General features: G+C 70.9%; 23 protein-coding genes and 1 pseudogene. 13 read left to right on the top strand and 11 right to left on the bottom strand.

Annotation, left to right across the window (positions count from 1 at the left end):
* The first annotated feature begins 107 nt into the window (after positions 1–107).
* The 5 genes from ABD106_RS08560 to ABD106_RS08540 are packed head-to-tail and all read left to right on the top strand — an operon-like array spanning position 108 to position 5,548.
* Entirely contained in the window at positions 108–1,730 is a 1,623-nt protein-coding gene (locus ABD106_RS08560) for a sugar ABC transporter ATP-binding protein (RefSeq protein WP_343919362.1), read from the top strand.
* Positions 1,727–2,737 (top strand): ABC transporter permease, encoded by a 1,011-nt coding sequence (locus tag ABD106_RS08555; RefSeq protein WP_343919360.1) that lies wholly within the window; start codon positions 1,727–1,729, stop codon positions 2,735–2,737. Before ABD106_RS08560 ends, ABD106_RS08555 begins: the two co-directional genes overlap by 4 nt.
* Positions 2,734–3,864, top strand: a complete 1,131-nt coding sequence (locus tag ABD106_RS08550; protein ID WP_343919358.1) for an ABC transporter permease — start codon at positions 2,734–2,736, stop codon at positions 3,862–3,864. Before ABD106_RS08555 ends, ABD106_RS08550 begins: the two co-directional genes overlap by 4 nt.
* A 5-nt stretch (positions 3,865–3,869) precedes the next feature.
* On the top strand, positions 3,870–4,643 hold the full coding sequence (locus ABD106_RS08545) for a class II aldolase/adducin family protein (RefSeq protein ID WP_343919357.1): 774 nt from the start codon (positions 3,870–3,872) through the stop codon (positions 4,641–4,643).
* Between the two features lie 35 nt (positions 4,644–4,678).
* Positions 4,679–5,548 (top strand): sugar phosphate isomerase/epimerase family protein, encoded by an 870-nt coding sequence (locus ABD106_RS08540; RefSeq protein ID WP_343919355.1) that lies wholly within the window; start codon positions 4,679–4,681, stop codon positions 5,546–5,548.
* 13 nt (positions 5,549–5,561) lie between these two features.
* Here the strand turns inward: ABD106_RS08540 and ABD106_RS08535 are convergent, their stop codons facing one another.
* The gene (locus ABD106_RS08535; RefSeq protein WP_425545735.1) at positions 5,562–6,086 is read right to left on the bottom strand and encodes a MerR family transcriptional regulator; all 525 of its coding nucleotides are present in this window, start codon (positions 6,084–6,086) and stop codon (positions 5,562–5,564) included.
* Between the two features lie 2 nt (positions 6,087–6,088).
* Between ABD106_RS08535 and ABD106_RS08530 the strand changes: the two genes are divergently transcribed.
* Positions 6,089–6,238 carry a hypothetical protein gene (locus tag ABD106_RS08530; protein WP_343919351.1) on the top strand — a complete coding sequence of 50 codons (150 nt, stop codon included), beginning with the start codon at positions 6,089–6,091 and terminating at the stop codon, positions 6,236–6,238.
* A 38-nt stretch (positions 6,239–6,276) separates the two neighbouring features.
* Here ABD106_RS08530 and ABD106_RS08525 read toward each other — a convergent pair whose 3' ends face one another.
* The 5 genes from ABD106_RS08525 to ABD106_RS08505 form a co-directional block, all read right to left on the bottom strand.
* Positions 6,277–6,801: an adenine phosphoribosyltransferase gene (locus ABD106_RS08525; RefSeq protein ID WP_343919349.1), complete on the bottom strand. Its 525-nt coding sequence runs from the start codon at positions 6,799–6,801 to the stop codon at positions 6,277–6,279.
* Positions 6,802–6,934: 133 nt separating this feature from the next.
* A complete protein-coding gene (locus ABD106_RS08520; protein ID WP_343919347.1) occupies positions 6,935–7,339 on the bottom strand; it encodes a RidA family protein in 405 nt (134 codons plus the stop codon).
* 93 nt (positions 7,340–7,432) lie between these two features.
* Positions 7,433–8,887 (bottom strand): GntT/GntP/DsdX family permease, encoded by a 1,455-nt coding sequence (locus ABD106_RS08515; protein WP_343919345.1) that lies wholly within the window; start codon positions 8,885–8,887, stop codon positions 7,433–7,435.
* Positions 8,888–8,889: 2 nt separating this feature from the next.
* Positions 8,890–9,792: a phosphogluconate dehydrogenase C-terminal domain-containing protein gene (locus ABD106_RS08510; protein WP_343919343.1), complete on the bottom strand. Its 903-nt coding sequence runs from the start codon at positions 9,790–9,792 to the stop codon at positions 8,890–8,892.
* A complete protein-coding gene (locus ABD106_RS08505; protein WP_343919341.1) occupies positions 9,789–10,640 on the bottom strand; it encodes a sugar phosphate isomerase/epimerase family protein in 852 nt (283 codons plus the stop codon). The genes ABD106_RS08510 and ABD106_RS08505 overlap by 4 nt, the downstream gene beginning before the upstream one ends.
* Positions 10,641–10,764: 124 nt before the next feature.
* On the opposite strand from ABD106_RS08505, the gene ABD106_RS08500 reads away from it, so the two are divergent.
* Genes ABD106_RS08500 through ABD106_RS08485 form a run of 4 tightly spaced genes read left to right on the top strand, consistent with a single transcriptional unit; the run spans position 10,765 to position 15,053 of the window.
* Positions 10,765–11,490 carry a FadR/GntR family transcriptional regulator gene (locus ABD106_RS08500; protein WP_343919339.1) on the top strand — a complete coding sequence of 242 codons (726 nt, stop codon included), beginning with the start codon at positions 10,765–10,767 and terminating at the stop codon, positions 11,488–11,490.
* A gap of 34 nt (positions 11,491–11,524) precedes the next feature.
* The gene (locus ABD106_RS08495; protein ID WP_343919337.1) at positions 11,525–13,282 is read left to right on the top strand and encodes a circularly permuted type 2 ATP-grasp protein; all 1,758 of its coding nucleotides are present in this window, start codon (positions 11,525–11,527) and stop codon (positions 13,280–13,282) included.
* On the top strand, positions 13,282–14,211 hold the full coding sequence (locus tag ABD106_RS08490) for an alpha-E domain-containing protein (RefSeq protein WP_343919433.1): 930 nt from the start codon (positions 13,282–13,284) through the stop codon (positions 14,209–14,211). The genes ABD106_RS08495 and ABD106_RS08490 overlap by 1 nt, the downstream gene beginning before the upstream one ends.
* Positions 14,208–15,053: a transglutaminase family protein gene (locus tag ABD106_RS08485; protein WP_343919335.1), complete on the top strand. Its 846-nt coding sequence runs from the start codon at positions 14,208–14,210 to the stop codon at positions 15,051–15,053. The genes ABD106_RS08490 and ABD106_RS08485 overlap by 4 nt, the downstream gene beginning before the upstream one ends.
* Before the next feature lie 91 nt (positions 15,054–15,144).
* On the opposite strand, the pseudogene ABD106_RS08480 reads toward ABD106_RS08485, so the two are convergent.
* Both ABD106_RS08480 and ABD106_RS08475 read right to left on the bottom strand, forming a co-directional pair.
* Positions 15,145–15,363 (bottom strand): annotated as a pseudogene (locus tag ABD106_RS08480) (helix-turn-helix domain-containing protein); the annotation flags it as partial.
* A complete protein-coding gene (locus tag ABD106_RS08475) occupies positions 15,363–16,028 on the bottom strand; it encodes a hypothetical protein (protein ID WP_343919333.1) in 666 nt (221 codons plus the stop codon). The gene ABD106_RS08475 and the pseudogene ABD106_RS08480, both read right to left, overlap by 1 nt.
* 105 nt (positions 16,029–16,133) lie before the next feature.
* On the opposite strand from ABD106_RS08475, the gene ABD106_RS08470 reads away from it, so the two are divergent.
* Positions 16,134–16,421 (top strand): DUF2277 domain-containing protein, encoded by a 288-nt coding sequence (locus ABD106_RS08470; protein ID WP_343919331.1) that lies wholly within the window; start codon positions 16,134–16,136, stop codon positions 16,419–16,421.
* A 73-nt stretch (positions 16,422–16,494) separates the two neighbouring features.
* On the opposite strand, the gene ABD106_RS08465 is transcribed toward ABD106_RS08470, so the two are convergent.
* Positions 16,495–17,463 carry a Gfo/Idh/MocA family protein gene (locus ABD106_RS08465; RefSeq protein WP_343919329.1) on the bottom strand — a complete coding sequence of 323 codons (969 nt, stop codon included), beginning with the start codon at positions 17,461–17,463 and terminating at the stop codon, positions 16,495–16,497.
* Between the two features lie 74 nt (positions 17,464–17,537).
* Between ABD106_RS08465 and ABD106_RS08460 the strand changes: the two genes are divergently transcribed.
* Positions 17,538–17,729, top strand: coding sequence for a glycine zipper domain-containing protein (locus ABD106_RS08460; RefSeq protein WP_343919327.1), 192 nt, complete (start codon positions 17,538–17,540; stop codon positions 17,727–17,729).
* On the opposite strand, the gene ABD106_RS08455 is transcribed toward ABD106_RS08460, so the two are convergent.
* Both ABD106_RS08455 and ABD106_RS08450 read right to left on the bottom strand, forming a co-directional pair.
* Positions 17,730–18,200, bottom strand: a complete 471-nt coding sequence (locus ABD106_RS08455; protein WP_343919325.1) for a hypothetical protein — start codon at positions 18,198–18,200, stop codon at positions 17,730–17,732.
* Positions 18,201–18,499: 299 nt separating this feature from the next.
* Complete coding sequence (locus ABD106_RS08450) at positions 18,500–19,066, bottom strand: hypothetical protein (protein WP_343919323.1); 567 nt, start codon at positions 19,064–19,066, stop codon at positions 18,500–18,502.
* Between the two features lie 539 nt (positions 19,067–19,605).
* Here ABD106_RS08450 and ABD106_RS08445 point away from each other — a divergent pair.
* The gene (locus ABD106_RS08445; protein ID WP_343919321.1) at positions 19,606–19,797 is read left to right on the top strand and encodes a hypothetical protein; all 192 of its coding nucleotides are present in this window, start codon (positions 19,606–19,608) and stop codon (positions 19,795–19,797) included.
* Positions 19,798–19,804: the final 7 nt, after the last annotated feature.

Raw genomic sequence — 19,804 nt, 5'->3', positions numbered from 1 at the left:
GACCGGGGGGCCGCACGGCTCCCGACGCCGGGGGGGGGNNNNCCCCGCCCCCCGGCACCCCGACCACCGCATCCACCGCCACGGCGACGGCGCCGACGAGGAGCACCATGACCGACACCGCGCAACGGCTCGAGCCCGCGCCGCAGGCCACGCCCCGGCTCGAGATGCGTGACATCTCGAAGCGCTACGGCGGCGTCCGCGCCATCCGCCACGCCGACATCACCGTGCGGCCCGGCACCGTCCACGCGCTCGTCGGCGAGAACGGCGCCGGCAAGTCGACGCTCATCAAGATCCTGGCGGGCGCCGAGCGCCCCGACACCGGCACGATCGCGATCGACGGCGAGCCCGTCTCGATCCACGCCACGACCGACGCCATCGCGCTCGGCGTGCAGACGGTCTACCAGGAGCCGCAGCTGTTCCCGGAGCTCACCGTCGCCGAGAACTTCTTCGTCGGCCGCGAGATCACCCGCGGCCCCACCATCGACTGGCGCGCGCAGGCGCCGCGCATGCTCGAGCTGCTCGACACCGTCGGTCTCGACCGCTCGCTCGCCTCGCAGCCCCTCGGCGCGCTCTCGATCGCGAAGCAGCAGCAGGTCTCGATCGCGAAGGCGCTGCTCGAGCGGGCGAGCATCCTCATCCTCGACGAGCCGAGCGCCATCCTCACCGACGCCGAGATCGAGGTGCTCTTCGGGGTCGTCCGCCGGCTCGCCGCCGACGGCGTCTCGATCATCTACATCAGCCACCGCCTCGACGAGCTGTTCCGCATCGCCGACGAGGTCACCATCATGCGCGACGGCGAGACGGTGTCGTCGCAGCCGATCGGCGAGCTCAGCGTGCGCGAGATCGCCGAGCGCATGGTCGGCGGCGAGATCGCCGAGGGCGTGCGCGAGGCGCGCGAGCACGGCGAGCCCGTGCTCGAGCTCGAGCACCTGACGCTCGAGGGCGCGTTCACCGACGTCTCCTTCTCCGTCCGCGCCGGCGAGGTCGTCGGGCTCTACGGCCTGGTCGGCTCCGGCGCCGCGGAGGTCGGCGAGGTGGTCTACGGCATGCGCCGCGCGACGTCGGGTCGGATGCGCGCGGCCGGCGACGAGCGCCACCCCGCGAACCCGTCGGAGGCGAAGCGCCGCGGCATCCGCATGGTGCCCGCCAACCGCTCCTCGCAGGGCTCGTTCTCGTTCCAGTCGATCGCCTTCAACATCACCATCGGCTCGCTCGGCCTGCTCAGCAGGCTCCCGGGATGGGTGTCGCCCAAGGCCGAGCGCCGCGTCTCCGACGACCTCATCCGCCGGCTCGCGGTCAAGACGCCCTCGGGCAAGCAGCCGATCGGCGCGATGTCGGGCGGCAACGCGCAGAAGGTCGTGCTCGCGCGGCAGATCGTCGAGCAGCCGGAGCTGCTCGTCCTCGCCGAACCGACGCAGGGCGTCGACGTGGGCGCCAAGGAGGAGATCCACCGCATCATCGCCGACCTCGCCGAGCGCGGCGCCGCGGTGCTCGTCATCACGACCGACCTCGCCGAGGTGCAGCGCATCGCCGACCGCATCCTCGTGTTCCGCTCCGGCCGCGTCGCGCGCGAGTTCCCGCCCAGCGCCACCCAGGCCTCGCTGCTCGCGGCCGCCGCGGGTGCCGTGGACGAGCCGGGGGAGACCCTCACCGGGCAGCCCGCCCCGGCGGCGCAGCCCGACGCGCCCACCGACATCCGTTCGACCGAGACCGGGGAGGAGCCCCGATGACCGCCACCGCCGCGCCAGAGAGGCCCGCGCAGCTGAGCCTGCGGCGCATCCTGCCGCCCGTCGTCACCGGCCAGGAGATCGTGCTCCTCGGCGTGCTCGTCGTGCTGTGGGTGCTGCTTGGCATCTTCACGCCCGCGTTCCTCACGCCCGGCTCGATCGGTCCGCTGCTCGTGCAGGTGGCGCCGATCGCGCTCGTCGGGGTCGGCATGACCTTCGTGATCCTGACCGCGGGGATCGACGTGTCGGTCGCCGCGATGATCATGGTCTCGGCCGTCACGACCGCGCAGCTGCTCGTCGCCTTCGACCTCCCCGCCGTGCTCGCGCTGCTCGTCGCGATCGCCGTCGGCCTCGCGCTCGGCGCGCTCAACGGCGTGCTCGTCGGCTACGGCCGCGTGCATCCGATCATCATCACCTTCGGCACCGCCAACATCTTCCAGTGGATCGGGCTCCGGGTCTTCGACTCGTCGACGGTCAACGGCATCCCCGGCACCCTCGACTTCCTCGGGCGCGGCAGCGAGGGATCGACGCTCGGCGTGCCGCACGCCTTCGTCATCGCGGTCGTCGCGGTCGCCGTCGCGTGGTGGTTCCTCCGCTACGCGAAGGCCGGCCGCAACCTCTACGCGATCGGCGGCAACCAGAACGCCGCGCGGCTCGCGGGCATCAAGGTGCAGCCGCGGCTCGTGGTGGTCTACGCCGTCACCGGCGCGCTCGCCGGCCTCGCCGCGTGCATGATGATCGCGAGCGGCACCTCGACGCTCGACCAGTCGGTCGGCTCGGGCAAGGAGCTGCAGGTTATCGCGGCCGTCGTCATCGGCGGCACGTCGATCATCGGCGGTCGCGGCAGCGTCGTCGGCACCCTGCTCGGCGCGATCCTCGTGCAGACGGTCGTCTCGGGCGTCACGCAGCTCGGCTGGCCCACCCAGCTCGGCTTCCTCTTCGTCGGCATCTTCATCCTGATCGCCGTCGGCACCGACCTGATCCGCGAGCGAGCGAGGAGGCGCGCATGACCGCCGTCACCACCACCCCGACCGACCAGCGTCGCGGCGCAGCCGGAGGCATCCGCGACTGGTTCGCCTCGGGCGTGCTCAAGGACCGCGCGGCCCTGCTGCTCGGGCTCATCATCGTGCTGCTCGTCGTGATGTCGATCCTCGACGCGGTCGGCGCCACGAGCGGCCGGTTCAACAGCGACTACCTCGCCTCGAGCCTCATCGCCTTCGTGCCGCTCGCCCTGCTCGCGCTCGCCGAGCTCTTCGTGATCGTCTCGGGCCGAGGCGGCATCGACCTGTCGGTCGGCTCGATGGTGTCGCTCACGGGCATCGTCTTCGCGATGCTCTACCAGCAGGTGGGGCTGCCGCTGCCGGTCGCGATCGTGCTCGGCGTGCTCTTCGGTGCCGTCCTCGGCGCCATCAACGGCTTCCTCACCGCCTACCTCGGCTACCCGGCGCTCATCACGACGCTCGCGACCTTCTACGCCTACCGCTCGATCGCCCTCGTGGTGAGCGACCAGCGCCCCATCTCGGGCCCCGAGATCTCGGCGTTCTACGACGCCGCGAAGGCCGTCGAGCTGCCCGTCATCGGCGGATCGCTCCCGCTCGTGCCGCTCGGGGTCGTCACGTTCCTGCTACCGGTCGCGATCGTCGCGTGGTTCGTGCTCAACCGCACGACCTTCGGTCGCAAGCTCTACGCGATCGGCACGAACGACACCGCGGCGCAGTGGGCGGGCATCGACACCCGGCGCACGCGCATGATGGCGTTCGTCACCGCCGGCGCCCTCTCCGGCCTCGTCGGCGTCTACACCGTCGCGCAGTTCGCGTCGGCACGACCCGACGCGGGCACTGCCGGCAGCGGCATGGCGCTGCCCGCCATCACGATCGCCGTGCTCGGCGGTGTCGCCATCACGGGCGGCATCGGCCGGTTGGGAGGCATCCTGCTCGCGGCGCTGCTCATCGTGTGGCTCAACGCGTCGATCCTGCTCGTCGTGCCGGGCAACGAGGGCGCCCAGGCGCAGCTGCTCGCGCTCGGCGTCGTGCTGCTCGGGGCCTCGCTGCTCTCGAACGCGACGATCCGCCGACGGCAGGCGAGCGGGTTGACGAAGCCGGTCTCGGTGCCGGCCACGGCGCCAGGCTCGAGGTGAGCGGCATGCCGCTCGGGATCGCCGACGCCCTGCTGCGGCTCGCCCACGACGTGGGGGAGCCGCGGCGAGAGCTCGCGATCCTGGCCGAGGGCAACGTCTCGGCGCGGCTCGACGACGAGCGGATGCTCGTCAAGGCGACGGGCTCGTCGCTCGCCGACGCGCGCCCCGACGACCTCGTCGAGTGCCGGTTCGCGCCCATCCTCGAGCTGCTCGACGATCCGACCGCGTTCGAGGGCGGTGCCGGCGACGCGAGGGTCGCCGACGCGCTCATGGCCGCGCGCGTCGACCCGGCTGCGAAGCGCCCGAGCGTCGAGGCGCTGCTGCACGCCGTCGTGCTGACGAGCGGCGCGGCGGCCGCGTGCCACACGCATCCGGTCGCCGCCAACGCGCTGCTGTGCTCCGACCGCGCCGAGCTGCTCGCGGCCGGGGCGCTCTTCCCCGACCAGATCGTCGTGCTCGGCACCCGCAGCCTGCTCGTGCACTACGTCGACCCGGGCCTCACGCTCGGCCGGCTCATGCGCGTCGAGCTGCGCGCGTTCGCCGACCGCCACGGGGCGCTGCCGAAGGTCGTGTGGTTGCAGAACCACGGCATCTTCGCGATCGGCGCGAGCCCCGCGGAGTGCTTGCGCATCACCGAGATGGCCGACAAGTTCGCGCGCATCCTGCTCGGCGCGCTCGCAGCGGGCGAGCCGCGCTTCCTCCCTGACGACGTGCTCGACCGCATCGACGGCCGCGACGACGAGCACCTCCGCCGCGCCCTGCTCGACACGGCGCGCTGACCCTCCACCTGAACCACTTGAGCGAAGGAGCTCCCATGCAGATCGGCGTCCACGGCCTCGTCTTCACCGGCACATTCGACGAGGCGGGCCTCCAGACGGCCATCGCCGGTACCCAGGCGGCGGGCTTCGACCTGCTCGAGCTGCCGCTCATGGATCCGTTCGCCATCGACGGCGCCCTCGTGCGGCGCATGCTCGACGACCACGGTGTCGCCATGAGCTCGAGCCTCGGGCTCGACGCCGCCCACGACCTCTCGAGCGACGACGCGGCGGTCAGCCGCGAGGGCGAGACGCTGCTCGAGCGCGCGATCGACGTCGTCGCCGAGGCGGGCGGCCAGCACCTGTGCGGCGTCATCTACTCAGCGATGCAGAAGTACATGGCGCCTGCCACCGAGGCGGGGCGCGCCAACTCCGCCGCAGCACTCGGGCGACTGGGCGACCGGGCCGCCGCCGCGGGCGTCACGCTCTCGCTCGAGATCGTGAACCGCTACGAGACGAACATCGCCAACACCGCGCGCGGCGGGCTGCGCTTCCTCGAGCAGGTGGGGCACGACACCGTCCACCTGCACCTCGACACGTACCACATGAACATCGAGGAGTCGGGGATGCTCGAGCCCGTGCTCGACGCGGGGGAGCGCCTGAAGTACGTGCACATCGGCGAGAGCCACCGCGGCTACCTCGGCACCGGCTCGGTCGACTTCGGCTCGTTCTTCCGCGGCCTCGCGCGGCTCGGCTACGACGGCCCGATCGTCTTCGAGTCGTTCTCGAGCGCGGTGGTCTCGGCGTCGCTCTCGAACACGCTCGGCATCTGGCGCAACCTGTGGGACGACTCCGCCGACCTCGCCGCGCACGCGAACCGGTTCATCCGCGACCAGCTGCGCAGCGTGGAGACGATCGCCCTCCACTGATCGCTCGGATGCGTCAGGCGTGCCCGTCGCCGAAGCGCGCGATCGTGTGGCGCGCGTGGGCGACGCGGCGGAGCGCGAGCAGGATCGGCGCCACGAGCTCGGTGCCGAGCACCGCGTAGGCGACGGCCGCCTCGCTCGAGGCGGTGGGCACGCCGTCGATCTCGATCTCAGCGACCCGGTCGATCGCGCCGGCGAGCGCTGCGAGCTGCGTGGCGGGGATCTCGAGCCCGGATGCGTCGAGCCCGGCGAGACCGCGCTCGAGATCCTCGAGCGCACCGAGGCCGTCGGGCACGTCCCAACCGAGGTCGGCGACGAACGCGGCGGCGCGCGGGGCGGCGGCTCCGCCCTCGGGGTCCGTGGCGAGGTGCAGCAGCTCGGTCATCGTCGATGGCGGCTCGTCGACGACCGCGAGCATGCGCCTCACGCGGTCGATCGAGAGACCCGCGACGTCGATGAGCGCCCGCACGAGCTGCAGCCGCTGCACGTGCGCCTCGCCGTACCGCGCCTGCGTCGCGCTCGTGCGCTCGCCCGGCGGCAGCCGTGGGCATCTGGCTCGAGAGCTTCGAGGTCGCCCGCGCTGAGTCGTTCTACGGATCGATGCCGCCGACGGGTCTCGCGCGGGCAGTCGGCGTCATCCCCGTCACCGCGCGCAACCGCACGGCCGGCACCCGCATGCGCCCCGCATCCTGAGCATCGGAGCCGTCGCGACGGCGAAGGCCCGACGGGCGTCAGGCGGTGAAGACGGCGTGCGCCGACGGCACGCGCCGGCGCCCGCTCAGCGCGACGAGCTCGAGCACGACCGCGACGCCGGCGACCTCGCCGCCCAGCTGCTCGATGAGCGCTGCGGCGGCGACGAGCGTGCCGCCGGTCGCGAGCACGTCGTCGACGAGCAGCACGCGGCGGCCGGTGAGGTCGCCGGCCGCCTCGATGGTCGCGGTGCCGTACTCGAGCGCGTAGTCGACGGATGCGGTGGGTCGCGGTGTCTTGCCCGCCTTGCGGATGGGCAGGAGGCCGGTCCGTGCGGATGCCGCCAGTGCTCCCGCGAACAGGAAGCCACGCGCCTCGACGCCCGCCACGAGGTCGAAGGCTCCCTCGAAGGGCGCGGCGAGTGCCTGCATGACGTCGGCGAGCGCATCCGCGTCGGTCAGCATGGGACCGACGTCGCGGAAGAGCACGCCCGGCGTTGGGAAGTCGGGCGTGAGCGCGATGAGCGACTCGGCGCGGGCGAGCGCTGCGGGGCTGGGCGTGGGCATCCCATCAGGCTACTGTCGGCGCCGCGTCGACCGGTCGTCGCGTCGACCGCAGCCTCACTCCCGAGCATGCGCGACCTCGCGGGTGGTCGTTCGAGCCGCTCTGGCGCGTGAGCCGCCACGGGCGACGTCGAGATCAGTCGGGCAGGAGCGCCGCCACCGCGCTCACTTCGACGAGAGCGCCCGGCGCGCCCAGGGCCGAGACGATCGCGGCAGTGACGAGTGCCGGCTCGCCGTCGCCGGCGAGCTTCTGCGCGACGGCGCCGTAGGCGGCGCCGAGATCGGCGCCCTCGGCGAGCAGCACCGTCCACTGCACGACGTCGGCGAGCGTCGCGCCTGCCGCGGCGAGTGCGACGGCCGCGTTGTCGATCGCTCGTGCCGACTGCTCGGCGGCGTCGGCGGAGACGATCGCGCCGGTCTCATCGACGCCGTTCTGGCCGCCGAGGTAGATGGTGGTCGCGCCGGGCGGCACGACCGCGACGTGGCTGAAGGCGGGGGAGCGGACGAGGCCGTCCGGGCGGAGTCGGGTGATCGCATCCATGGCGACAGGGTGCACCCGACCGCCGTCGCTGTCAGCCCCGACGACGGACGGCGGCGTCGAGCCCGCTCCCCGCCGCCGTCCGCTCCGAGATGGTCAGACGAGCGCGGCCGTCAGGAACCAGACCACGGTGATGATGGCCATGCCGAGGAAGCCGACGATCGTGCACATGAGCGTCCACGTCTTCAAGCCGCCGCCTACCGAGAGGCCGAGGAACTTCGTCGCGATCCAGAAGCCGGAGTCGTTGATGTGCGACAGCGACACCGACCCCATGGCGATGGCGAGGATGACGAGCGCCACCTGGAACTCGCTGAAGCCGCCCGACATGACGGTCGACTGCACGAGACCGGCCGCCGTCAGCGTCGCCACGGTGCCAGAGCCCTGCGCCACCTTGAAGATGAGCGCGAGCAGGAACGCGAGCAGGATGATCGGCACACCTGCCGAGATCAGCATCCCGGAGACCGCGTCGCCAATGCCCGACTCGGTGAGCACGCGGGCGAAGACGCCGCCCGCGCCGGTGACGAACACGACGATCGCGGCCGGCGCTAGCGCCGAGTCCATGATGTCGCTCATGTCCTGGCGTCCCCAGCCATGGCGCATGCCGAGGATGTACATCGCGAGGATGCACGCCACGAGCAGCGCGAAGCCGGGCGCGCCGACGAAGGCGAGCACGTTCGCGACCGGGGTCTCCGGCTCGACGATGAGCTTGCCGACCGTGCCGACCGCGATCATGAGGATCGGCAGCAGGATGAGCGCGATCACGGTGCCCGCGCTGGGCTTCGTGATGTGCGTGACCGTGGGGTCCTTCGCGACCTTGGTGACCGTGTGGCCGTGCGCGTCGCCGACCTCCCCGTGGTGCTTCTCGATCTCGTCGAAGTCGGCTGCACCGGCGTGCTCGTACTTCTCGGCGACCTCGGGAGACATCTCCCAGCCGCCCTTGGGCTCCAGGCGCTTGTTGACGAACCACACGACGAACGCCATCGGCACGGCGAGCAGCAGGCCCAGGATCGTGACGAGCCCCATGACATCCGGGTTCAGCAGCGTCGTCGAGCCGACGATGCCGGGGTGCGGGGGCACGGCGTTGTGGATGAACACCATCAGCACCGCGACTGGTGCACCCAGGTAGATGGGCGACCTGTGGCCAGCGGCCTTGGCGAAGCTGAAGATGATCGGCACGAGGATGATGAAGGCGACGTCGAAGAAGATCGGGATCGCAACGACCGCCGAGGCGATGAGCAGCGCCGGGCCGAGGCGCTTCTTGCCGAGCACGTTGGCCGCCTTGGTGGCGATGAGCTCTGCGCCGCCGGTCTTCTCGACGATGCCGCCGAGCATCGCGCCGAGGCCGACGAGCAGCGCGACGCTGCCGAGCGTGCCTCCCATGCCGGCGATGACGGTCGGGATGACCTCCTGCACCGGGATGCCGCCGACGAGTGCCGTGAGCACGGCGATCGCGAGCAGCGCGAGGTAGGCGGGCCACTTGAGCTTCATGACCAGGAACAGCAGCAGGGCGATCGCGACGACCGCCACGATCATCAGGTAGATGGGATCCATCGTCAGCTCCTCTCGATCTTCTCGATCTTGAGCATCTTGGTGAGCACGCGGTCGAGGTCCTCGTCGTCCCAGATGCGCTTCCAGTCGTCCTTGATGATCGCCTCGCGGCCGTAGTCCATCGCGAGGTGGCACGCCTCGGAGAAGGGGTTCGAGCCGCGCAGCGCGTTCGTGAGGGCGATGCCGATGTGGCCGAAGAAGATCGCCTTGACGGCGTCCTCCGGGATGCCGACCTCCTCGATCGCGTGGTCCATCGAGTCCTTGAGGAACTGCCCGATCATGCACGCGGTGGTCTCGACGAGCGTCGGCTCGAGCTGCGCGAGCTGCTTGATCGTCACCCAGTGCACGTCGATCACCGGCGCATAGATCGCGCGGATGACGGCCTCGGTGCGCGCCTTCGCCGCGTCGTCGGCGCCCTCGAAGGCGGCCACGACGTCCTGGTCGGCGGCGATGCCGCCGAAGGTGTCGCCGTACTGCTCGACCGTCGTGCGCTCGAGGAAGACCGAGGGGTGGCACGGGTGCGCGCACGCCTGGTGCACGTCGTCGCGCGTCGCGAGCAGCCCCGCGTAGGCGGCGGCCGGGTCGAGCGTGAGCAGCACGGCGCCGGGCTGCATCATCGGCACGAGCTGCTCCGAGACCTTGCCCAGCACGACATCCGGCACCGCGAGGATGACGACGTCGGCGTTCGGCACGGCCTCGTCGACGGTCGAGACGGTGCGGCCGAGGTCGGCGATGCGCTGCTGCCCGGCTTCCGACGCCTCGCAGTAGTGGATGGTGGCGTCGGTCAGGTCGAGGTTGTTCGACACGCGCATGCCCATCTTGCCGGCCGCGCCGATGACGGCGACGGTCAGCGACGGGTCGAGCTCGACCTGCTTGTCGCCGAGCGGATTCAGTGCACGAGAACTCACGGTGCTGCTCCTTCGTTGGATGTGGTGGTGGATGTGGTGGAAGCGGATGCGGCCGCGGCGGCCGCGGTGAGGGCTGCGAGCGTCGCCTCGGTCCAGGCGCGCTCGAGCGCGACGGTCGTCGCGCTGTCGCCCTGCCAGGGCAGCCAGTGCTCGACGATCGCGGCGGGCGAGCGGCCGTCGGCGTAGACCGCCCGCAGCTCGTGCGCGAGGTCGAGCTGGCCCGCGCCCATGCGGGCGCCCGTGAGGGTGAAGCCGACCCAGCCGTCCTGCCGCGCGAAGGCGAAGTCCTTGACGTGCAGGTCGAGCGCATACGGCGCCGCGGCGTCGACGACGTCGGCCGGTCGCTCGAGCGCCGCGATGCAGTTCGCGGGGTCGAGGCAGATGCCGACGAGCGGCGAGCCGATCGCCTGCACGGCGGCGACGAGGGTCGCGGTCGGGATCTGCTCGTACGTCTCGAGCGCGAGCCGCAGCCCGGTCGACTCCAGCCGCGGCAGCGAGCGGCGCAGGGTCGCGACGACGTGGTCCACGCCCCGCTCGGCGTCGTCGCGGAGCACCATCGAGCGCAGCACCCGAGCGCCGAGCGCCTCGGCGATGGCGCCGTAGCGGTCGAGGTGCTCGGGCGCGATGCCGCGCGTCCCCAGCTGCAGACGGAGGCCGAGGGCATCCGCCCGATCGCGCAGCGCGAGCAGCTCGGCTGGCGAGAGGTCCTCGATGCGCGGGTCGTCGCAGATCTCGAAGACCGTGCAGCCGAGCGAGGCGGCGCGGTCGACCATCGCCTCGATCGAGAGCGGGTCCGGGTGGTCCTGCCACTCCCAGAACAGCGCGTACGAGCCGATCCCGATGTCCATTCGCAAACTCCGTCGTGTGCCTGGGCCGCCGTCGTCCTCGGGGCCTTGCGCCACCGTAGTCCGAGAACGACAACCGCGCAACCGGTTGACCAATTTGGATGGGACGGGTGGGTACGCTCGTCCCGTGACCCACGATCCGATCCTCGACGCGCTCCGACGATCAGCGACCGCCTCGAAGTCCGTGAGCGGGTCGGTCGCCGAGCAGCTGCTGAAGCTGCTCCTCGGCGACAGCATGGAGGCCGGCGATCGCCTGCCCTCGGAGCGCAAGCTGACCGAGGCGCTCGGCGTGGGGCGCTCCGCCGTGCGGGAGGCGCTCGCGGCGCTCGAGGTGCTCGGGGTCGTCGAGACGCGCGCCGGATCCGGCACCTACCTGCGGTCGTCGACGTCGGAGCTCCTGCCGCAGACCCTCTCCTGGTCGATGCTCGTCGGGCAGGAGCAGACCGAGCACGTCGCGTTCGTGCGCGGGGCGCTCGAGCGGGCGGCGGCGGAGCGCGCCGCCGAAGTGGTGACGCCCGACGATGCCGCGACCCTCCGCGGGTTCGTGCGCGCGCAGCGGGAGGCGGCCGGCACCGGCGACTACGTCGAGCACGACATCGCCTTCCACCAGCACCTCGCCGCCATGGCCGGCAATCCCATCCTCAGCGACCTCCTCTCGACCTCCCGCGCGCTGCTGCGCATCTGGTTCGAGCACGCGGTCGATGCTCCCGACGACATCGAGACGGCCGTTGCCGAGCACGACGCGATCGCCGAGGCGATCGCCGCCGGCGACAGCGCGGGCGCGCAGGAGGCGATGGCCCGGCACATGGTCACGGCGACCGCACGCATCCTGCGCGCCGCGAGCCAGCGTTGATCTGCGCGAAACAGCGCGCCACTAGGCTCGCGGCATGGGCGATCTGTTCGACGACTACGACAAGCCCTTCGCGAATCCCCGGAAGCGCGAGGGGCTCGCGTGGGACGAGATGTTCGAGAGCAAGGGCAAGGCCCGCGGGCCCTACAAGCCGCTGCATGACGCGCTCTCGGAGCTGACGAAGGACGACCTGCGGGCTCGCGCCGACGCGCTCGCGACCTCCTACCTCGCGCAGGGCGTCACGTTCGACTTCGCGGGCGAGGAGCGGCCCTTCCCGCTCGACGCGATCCCGCGCATCATCACGGCGGAGGACTGGCGCCACGTCGAGTCGGGCGTGCAGCAGCGCGTGCGCGCGCTCGAGGCGTTCCTCGCCGACATGTACGGGCCGCAGCGCGCGGTCGAGGACGGCATCGTCCCCGCGAAGCTCATCTCGACCTCGAACCACTTCCACCGGCAGGCGGCCGGGGTCGTCGGTGCGAACGGCGTGCGCATCCACGTCTCGGGCATCGACCTCATCCGCGACCAGGACGGCGAGTGGCGGGTGCTCGAGGACAACGTGCGAGTGCCCTCGGGCGTCAGCTACGTCATCTCCAACCGCCGCGTGATCGCGCAGACGCTGCCCGAGATGTTCGCCACCATGCGCGTGCGCCCGGTCGGCGACTACTGCGACAAGCTGCTGCACGCGCTCCGCGCCGCCGCGCCCGCCGGCGTCGACGACCCCCGCGTCGTCGTCCTCACGCCCGGCGTCTACAACTCCGCCTACTTCGAGCACACGCTGCTCGCGCGCCTCATGGGCGTCGAGCTCGTCGAGGGGCGCGACCTGTTCACCTCGGGCGGCCGCGTCTACATGCGCACGACCGAGGGCCCCGCGCGCGTCGACGTCATCTACCGCCGCGTCGACGACGACTACCTCGACCCGCTGCAGTTCCGGGCCGATTCGATGCTCGGCAGCCCGGGCCTCATGCTCGCCGCCCGGCTCGGCAACGTCACGATCGCCAACGCGGTCGGCAACGGCATCGCCGACGACAAGCTCGTCTACACCTACGTGCCCGAGCTCATCCGCTACTACCTGTCGGAGGAGCCGATCCTGAAGAACGTCGACACCTGGCGCCTCGAGGATCCGGGCGCGCTCGAGGAGGTCATCGACCGCCTGCACGAGCTGGTCGTGAAGCCCGTCGACGGCTCCGGCGGCAAGGGCCTCGTCGTCGGCCCGGACGCGACGCCCGAGGAGCTCGAGGCGCTCAAGCAGCGGCTGCTCGACGACCCGCGCGGCTGGATCGCGCAGCCGGTCGTGCAGCTGTCGACCATCCCGACCCTCGTCGAGGACGGCATGCGCCCGCGCCACGTCGACCTGCGCCCCTTCGCCGTCAACGACGGCAAGGATGTGTGGGTGCTGCCGGGCGGCCTCACCCGCGTGGCGCTCCCCGAGGGGCAGCTCGTCGTGAACTCGTCCCAGGGCGGCGGCTCGAAGGACACCTGGGTGATCGCCGGGGCGCGCGAGCAGCTGCCGCTCGTCGACCACGACGCCGAGTTCGGCGCCTCGGGCGAGCCGATGACGCGACCGATGGCGATTATCACGGGCCACGAGCACCCGCAGGACCAGTCCCCGCAGGATGCGCCGCGCGGCCAGGGCGAGCAGCAGCAGCAGGCGCAGTCGCAGTCCCAGCGCGGCTCCGGTTCGCAGCGGCAGGCGCAGTCGCAGTCGCAGTCCTCCAACGCTCGTCGAGCAGCAGTCGGCGAAGCCGACCGCGTATCGAGACGACACCGCCCCGACACGGAAGGCTCCCACGCATGATGCTCAGCCGCATCGCCGAGAGCCTGTTCTGGATCGGCCGCTACATCGAGCGCGCGGACGGCACCGCGCGCATCCTCGACGTCTACCTGCAGCTGCTGCTCGAGGACGTCGCCGTCGACGAGGACACCGCCTGCCGCGCCCTGCTCGGTGTCATGGGCCACGACGCCCCGCCGGAGCGCAAGCTCACGCGCGTCGACGTCGTCAACTCGCTCGCGACCGACCGCACGCAGCCCGCCTCCATCGCCTACTCCGTCAACGCCGCGCGCGAGAACGCCCGCCGTGCCCGCGAGATCATCTCGACCGAGCTGTGGGAGGTGCTCAACGCGACCTACGCGAACATGCCGCGGCGCGTGAACCCCGAGCAGGTGCACCAGATGTTCGGCTGGGTGCGCGAGCGCGCGGCGCTCGCGGGCGGCATGGCCGACTCGACCGCGAGCCGCGACGACGCGTGGAGCTTCTTCACGCTCGGTCGCTTCATCGAGCGCGCCGACATGGTCGCGCGGCTGCTGGCGACCCGAGCGCTCACCGAGGCGTCCGGCCCGTCGTGGACGACCATCCTCCGCTCGGTCGGCGCCTACGAGGCGTACCTCCGCACCTACCGCGGCGTGCCGTCGAGCACGAACGCGGCGGAGTTCCTGCTGCTCGACCGGCTCTTCCCGCGCTCGATCCTGTTCTCGGTGCGGGGCGCCGAGCAGTGCCTGCTCGACATCGAGCCGCGGCAGGACCGCATCGGCTACGTCGACCAGGCGCAGCGGATGCTCGGGCAGATCCGCGCGGAGCTCGAGTTCCGACCCATCCAGGAGATCATCGAGGACCTGCCGGTCGTCATGGACAAGGTGCAGACGACCACGACCGCCGTCTCGCACGCCGTGCGGGAGCGCTACTTCCCGACCCACAACATGCCCGCCTGGACGAGGGAGGCATCGTGAGCCGCATCCGCATCCGCCACACCACGGGCTACCGCTACGAGCAGCCCGCCGTCGCCTCGTACAACGAGTCGCGCATGCTGCCGTCGACCGCCGACGGCCAGTTCGTCATCTACTCGAACCTCGACATCCGCCCCAACACCTCGATCAACACGTACGAGGACTACTGGGGCACGAAGGTCGTCTCGTTCGACGTGCTCGCGCCGCACACCGAGCTGCAGCTCACCGCGACGAGCCTCGTCGAGGTGCGCCCGCGCCTCATCGGCGGGCACGACCTGTCGTGGGAGCAGCTCGAGAAGGTCTCGATGCGCGCGACGCAGTACGTCGAGCAGCTCGGGCAGACCGTGCGCACGCGGCCGACGCACGACCTCGTCGTCGCGGCGCAGGAGATCAAGGATGCGTCACCCACGCCGGGCGCCGCGGCCGCGGCGATCGCCCGCATGGTCGGTGAGCAGATGGAGTACATGTCGGGCGTCACGCACGTGCACACCCTCGCCTCCGAGGCGTGGACGAGCCGCAAGGGCGTCTGCCAGGACATCGCGCACATCACCATCGGCGCGCTGCGGCAGGTCGGCATCCCCGCCCGCTACGTCTCCGGCTACCTGCACCCGCGCCCCAACGCGCAGATCGGCGAGACGATCCGCGGCGAGTCGCACGCGTGGGTCGAGTGGTTCACGGGCGAGTGGAACGCGTGGGACCCGACGAACCTCATCGACATCGGTGAGCGCCACGTGAAGGTCGGCCTCGGCCGCGACTACAACGACGTGCCGCCGCTGCGTGGCGTCTACGCGGGCGCCGGCAAGAGCCAGCTCTTCGTGAGCGTGGAGATCACGAAGGAGTCCTAGCCTCCTCAACGTCGCGGGTGGGAGCTGCAGCGGTGGTGGCGGCTGAGCCACCACCGGCGACGTTGAGCTCGTCAGGCTTGGGAGCGGGATCCAGCACGAGCAGCTCGCCGATCTCGCAGCCGAGCGCCCGGCAGATGGCGGTGAGCGTCGAGAAGCGGATGGCACGGCCGCGATCGTTCTTGAGCGCGGAGAGGTTGGCGAAGGTGATGTCGACCGTGCGGCTGAGCTCGGTGAGGGTCATGCCGCGCTGCTCGAGCAGCTCGTCGAGGCGGCAGTGCACTCCGGTCGGCTCCTCGGCCTTCCGCGCCATCAGATGAGGCCCTCCGCGTCGTCCTGCAGCCGAGCGGCTCGGCCGAGCAGCAGCGCTGAGAGGCCGGTGACCAGTCCGAGTGCGAGCAGCGACCATTCCGAGCTCTGCCAGTGCGGCACCGCAGGCATGAGCCACGTCGCCGCTTCCTCGGAACCGCCGACGGGGTCCGGCGCTGTCGGCAGCCCGAGGGCCTCGACCGCCATGACCGTCGCCTGCGCCTCCAGCAGCGGTGCAGCGATCGCCACGGCCGCCATCGCCGCCGCGAGCACGCCGAGCGAGATGGCGGTGCCGACGCCGAAGCTCCGCTTGCGCAGCAGTTGCACCGCGAGCCAGATGACCACGACGCATGTCAGCACGGCGACGGCATAGCGGGAGCTGACGCCGATCGACTCGAGCAGGATCGCGGAGGAGTCAGCGATCAGCGGCTCCACGTGAACGGTCGCGTACTGGATGTCGGCATCGGCGACGAGGTCGGGTCGCGTGTCGAGGGGGCTCACCATCGGCACCTCGTACGACACGAAGTTGTTGATCGAGTACTCGAAGTGCACCGCCAAGGTGACGAGCGCGCCGACGATGCCGACCGCGGCGACGACGATGACGGCGATCAGGCCGCCGCGACCCAGCACGAGGCCGACGCTGCGGCCGGGATCAAGCTTCCTCATCATTACCCCTATCGTTCTTCGCTATATCGATAAACGGCACAGTAAGGCACGCGGGATCCGACCGCAAGGGTCTGGCGGCGCCGCGCTGAGCGGCCTACAGTCGACGCCATGTGCAGGAACATCACCGAGCTCCGCGGTCTCGAGCCGGCCGCGAACGACGAAGAGATCGAGGCCGCGGCCCGCCAGTACGTGCGCAAGGTCTCGGGGATCACGCATCCGACGGACCGCACGCGCGACGTCTTCGAGCGGGTCGTTGCCGAGGTCGCGCACATCACGCACCACCTGCTCGACGAGCTGCCCGAGCGGCGCCAGCCGCCGCAGACGGTCCCGCCGCTGCGCCGCCCCGAGGTGCGCGCGCGCATCGCCGAGCGCGAGGCCGCCGCAGCCGCCCGCTGACCCCGTTCTCAACGTCGCGAGTGGTCGCTCGTGCCGCTCCACGCGCCGAACGACCACCCGCGACGTTGAGCGATCAGCCGCGCATCTGCGCCGTGATCTCGTCCATGACCCGCATGATCGCGACGGTCTCGTCGAGCGGCATGACGGCGCTCTCGAGTTCGCCCGCGGCGACGCAGCGCTCGACCTCCGCTGCCTGGAACTGCATGCCGCGCCCCTGCATCTCGGGCACGAACGCTTCCTTCTCGAGGGATGCGTGGCGGCGCGTGAAGCCCGTCCACGTGTAGAACGCGGGATCGAGCTCGATCGCCCCCTGCGTGCCGGCGATCGTGGCGCGGTTCGAGCCGAGCGTCTCCATCGAGAACGTCACCGTCGACATCCCGCCCCGCTCGTGCGTGAGCATCGCGGCGCCCCGATGGTCGACGCCCGCTGCGTCGACAACGCCCGCCGCCTGCACGCGCGTCACCGGCCCGAGCAGCGCATGCGCGAGCGAGACACAGTAGACACCAAGGTCGAGCAGCGCGCCCCCGCCGAGCGACGGCTCGATCATGCGGCTGCCGGGGGAGAGGTCGAGCATCTGCGAGTGGTCGGCGGTGACGCTGACGAGCTCGCCGAGCTCGCCCGCGGCGATGCGCTCGCGCACGGCGACCATCGTCGGCAGGAAGCGCGTCCACATCGCCTCCATGACGAAGACGCCCTTCGCGCGCGCCGCGTCGACGACTGCCTGCGCGTCGTCGCCGGTCGTCGTGAAGGCTTTCTCGACGAGCAGGTGCTTGCCGGCTTCGATCGCGAGTAGCGCGTGCTCGCGGTGGTGCGAGTGCGGCGACGCGATGTAGACGATGTCGACGTCTGGATCGGCGACGAGTGCCTCGTAGCTGCCGTGCGCCTTCGGGATGTCGTGGGTCGCGGCGAACGCGTCGGCGCGGCCCTGGTCGCGGCTGCCGACTGCGGCGATGCGGTGCCCGCCGACGGCGAGGTCGCGCGCGAAGGCGCCCGCGATGCCGCCGGGCGCCAGGATGCCCCAAGCGGGCGAAGAGGTCGTCATGCGGTGACTCTAGTGCGGTGATCTCCGCCTCGCGGTGGAGGCGTGCGCTGCGGCGTCGAGCCTACGGTGGCGGCATGCAGGGCGATCAGCGGAGCAGCATCAGCATCGGCGTCGGCATCGCGCTCGGGCTGAGTCTCGGTGCAGGATTCGGCATCGCGCTCGACGACCTCGGGCTCGGCATCGGCATGGGGCTCGTGATCGGAGTGGCGCTGGGCGTCGCCTTCGGCGCGAGCGGTGGCGAGGAAGAGGACGAGTCGGAGAACTGATCAGCTGCAGCCGGCAGCGCTCGGGTTCGCCATGCAGTCGCCGTTCGTCAGCACGGTGTCCACCTCGAAGAGCTTCACTCCGACGCTCGGTGCAGCGACCGGCAGCGTGCCCGGCACCACGAACCAGCCGCCGCCCGCGTCGACCTCGGCGGTGAATACGACGGTGAGGGATGCAGTTACGTCCTCTCGCGCCGCGTACACGTGGCTCGTCGCGGTCTCAGTCCACGACTCCTCCGTGCCGCTCCAAGCAGTGCCGGATGCCTCGCTCGTCTCCTCGGTGCCGTCGCCGTAGTCGAACACGTACGAGGTCGGCGTCCACCGCACCTGGATCGGGGTGTCGAACAGCTCGCCCGGCATGGTGTGCGTCTCGGCTGTCGCGTAGAAGTTCGTGGGTGTCCCGACCACGCCCCAGCCGTCGGGTTCGACGACAAGCTCGCCGACGATCGGGCGGAACTGGGCGAGGTCAGCCATCGTGATCGGCTGGCCCACGTCTGCAGCGCCAGGCCGATTGTCGACCGCGCCGATGCAGTCGCGGCCCATCTGCGCGAACGCATCGCACAGAGGAGTTAACGGCGCCGAGATTGCCGCTCCCCCGCCCGGCGGAGCACCGTCATCGCCAGGTGTAGGCGAAGCGGCGCAGTTCACCTCGACCGCAACGTACCCGGGTCCGAACCCGGTGCCGGGTGCATCACAGATCGGCTGGACTGACGATCCGGACAGGGGTTGCGGAAGTATGGCGAAGCTCGTGGCAACCACGACAAGAGCGTTCGTCAACCACATGCGGGCAGCTCCAGGTCTTGAGCGGGGGGACCAGTGCGAGTGACGAGCATGTCGCTGGCTGAGTATTGAATCTCGAAGAGCCGCGGCTGTCTCGTGACTCCACCAGAGACGACTTCCCCGTCTGGACCGGTCGTGCGCGTGCCCGACGTGTCCCAGCAGGTTGCAAGCACCAGCGCTCCACCGCCGTCATCGTCGGGATCATTTGAGATGAGTGACGGACTGTCTAGTCCCGAAGAGCCGGAGACTTGCAGGCCCTGCTGTTGGAACTCGGCAAGATCTGCATCGATCATCGCGATGAGTTCCGCGGATGCGATCTCCCGGAGGTCATCGCTCGGGAGTGACCCCTCGCGGAAACCCCGGTCCACCAGCGCGAGCAACTGGACGGACACCTCGAACGACCTCGCGAGCAGCTCTTCCTCAGAGTTGCCCGATGCCGTAGCGGAAACTGTTGGAGTCGGGACTGGCGTCGTCTCCACCGGCTCCGGCGGCGTGCACCCCGCGAGCACCACCGCAGCGACCGCGGCGAGCGCGGCACCCGATGCGAGCCTCCGAAGCATGGCGGCAGAGTACGTCAGGAGGAGGCCCCGCGGTCAGCCGTATCCACAGGCTCCCCGGAGCCGGCGACGCGGCAAGCGTCGCCGATGTCCCCCATTCGAGAATCGATCCGAGCAATCTTGTGAATGCGCTTGCATTCCGCCATGACGTCGGTATAGCGTCTCTCCTGCGAACTCCCGCACGTCGAGAAAGGAGGAGCTCGTGTTCATGACCGACAAGATCCAGATCACTGGAGCCCTCCTCCCCGGCGGGATCCGCTAGCGCGGAGCGCACGGGCCAACGGCTCGCGATGCCTCTCGAGGCATCGCACTCGCCAGGCCACAGCAGGCATCTGAGCCCTGCGCCTCCCTTCACCGCACGCTGACCTGCAGCGGCTGCAACGGCCCCGCGTCCGACGCGACTGCCGTGCCGCATCCGTCGCATTCCGCGCATCCGCACCATCTCGGTGCAATTCAGTGCGCCCATTCCTCGCAATTGCTCGTGCGATATCCCACGCCCATTCCAGGGGCGATATCGCCATGCCAGAAAGCAGAACACCATCATGTCAACGCTGACTCTGTCGCTGCCGGCTCCTCGCCGGCTCGCCCTGAGTGCATCGCGACTGCTCGAGCGCTGGGCCATGCAGCCCGTCGTCACCGAGCAGCAGCGCCGCGAGGCTGCGGCCTACGAGCAGGCCGTCACCGCTCGCGACCGCGCGCACATGGATGCACTCGCACGCAACCTGCTGTCGTGACCGCAGC

The sequence above is a fragment of the Agrococcus citreus genome (genome assembly GCF_039527715.1).
GTDB lineage: Bacteria > Actinomycetota > Actinomycetes > Actinomycetales > Microbacteriaceae > Agrococcus > Agrococcus citreus.
The sequence above is the reverse complement of the archived record's forward strand: the minus strand, read 5'-3'. Positions and strand labels throughout refer to the sequence as shown.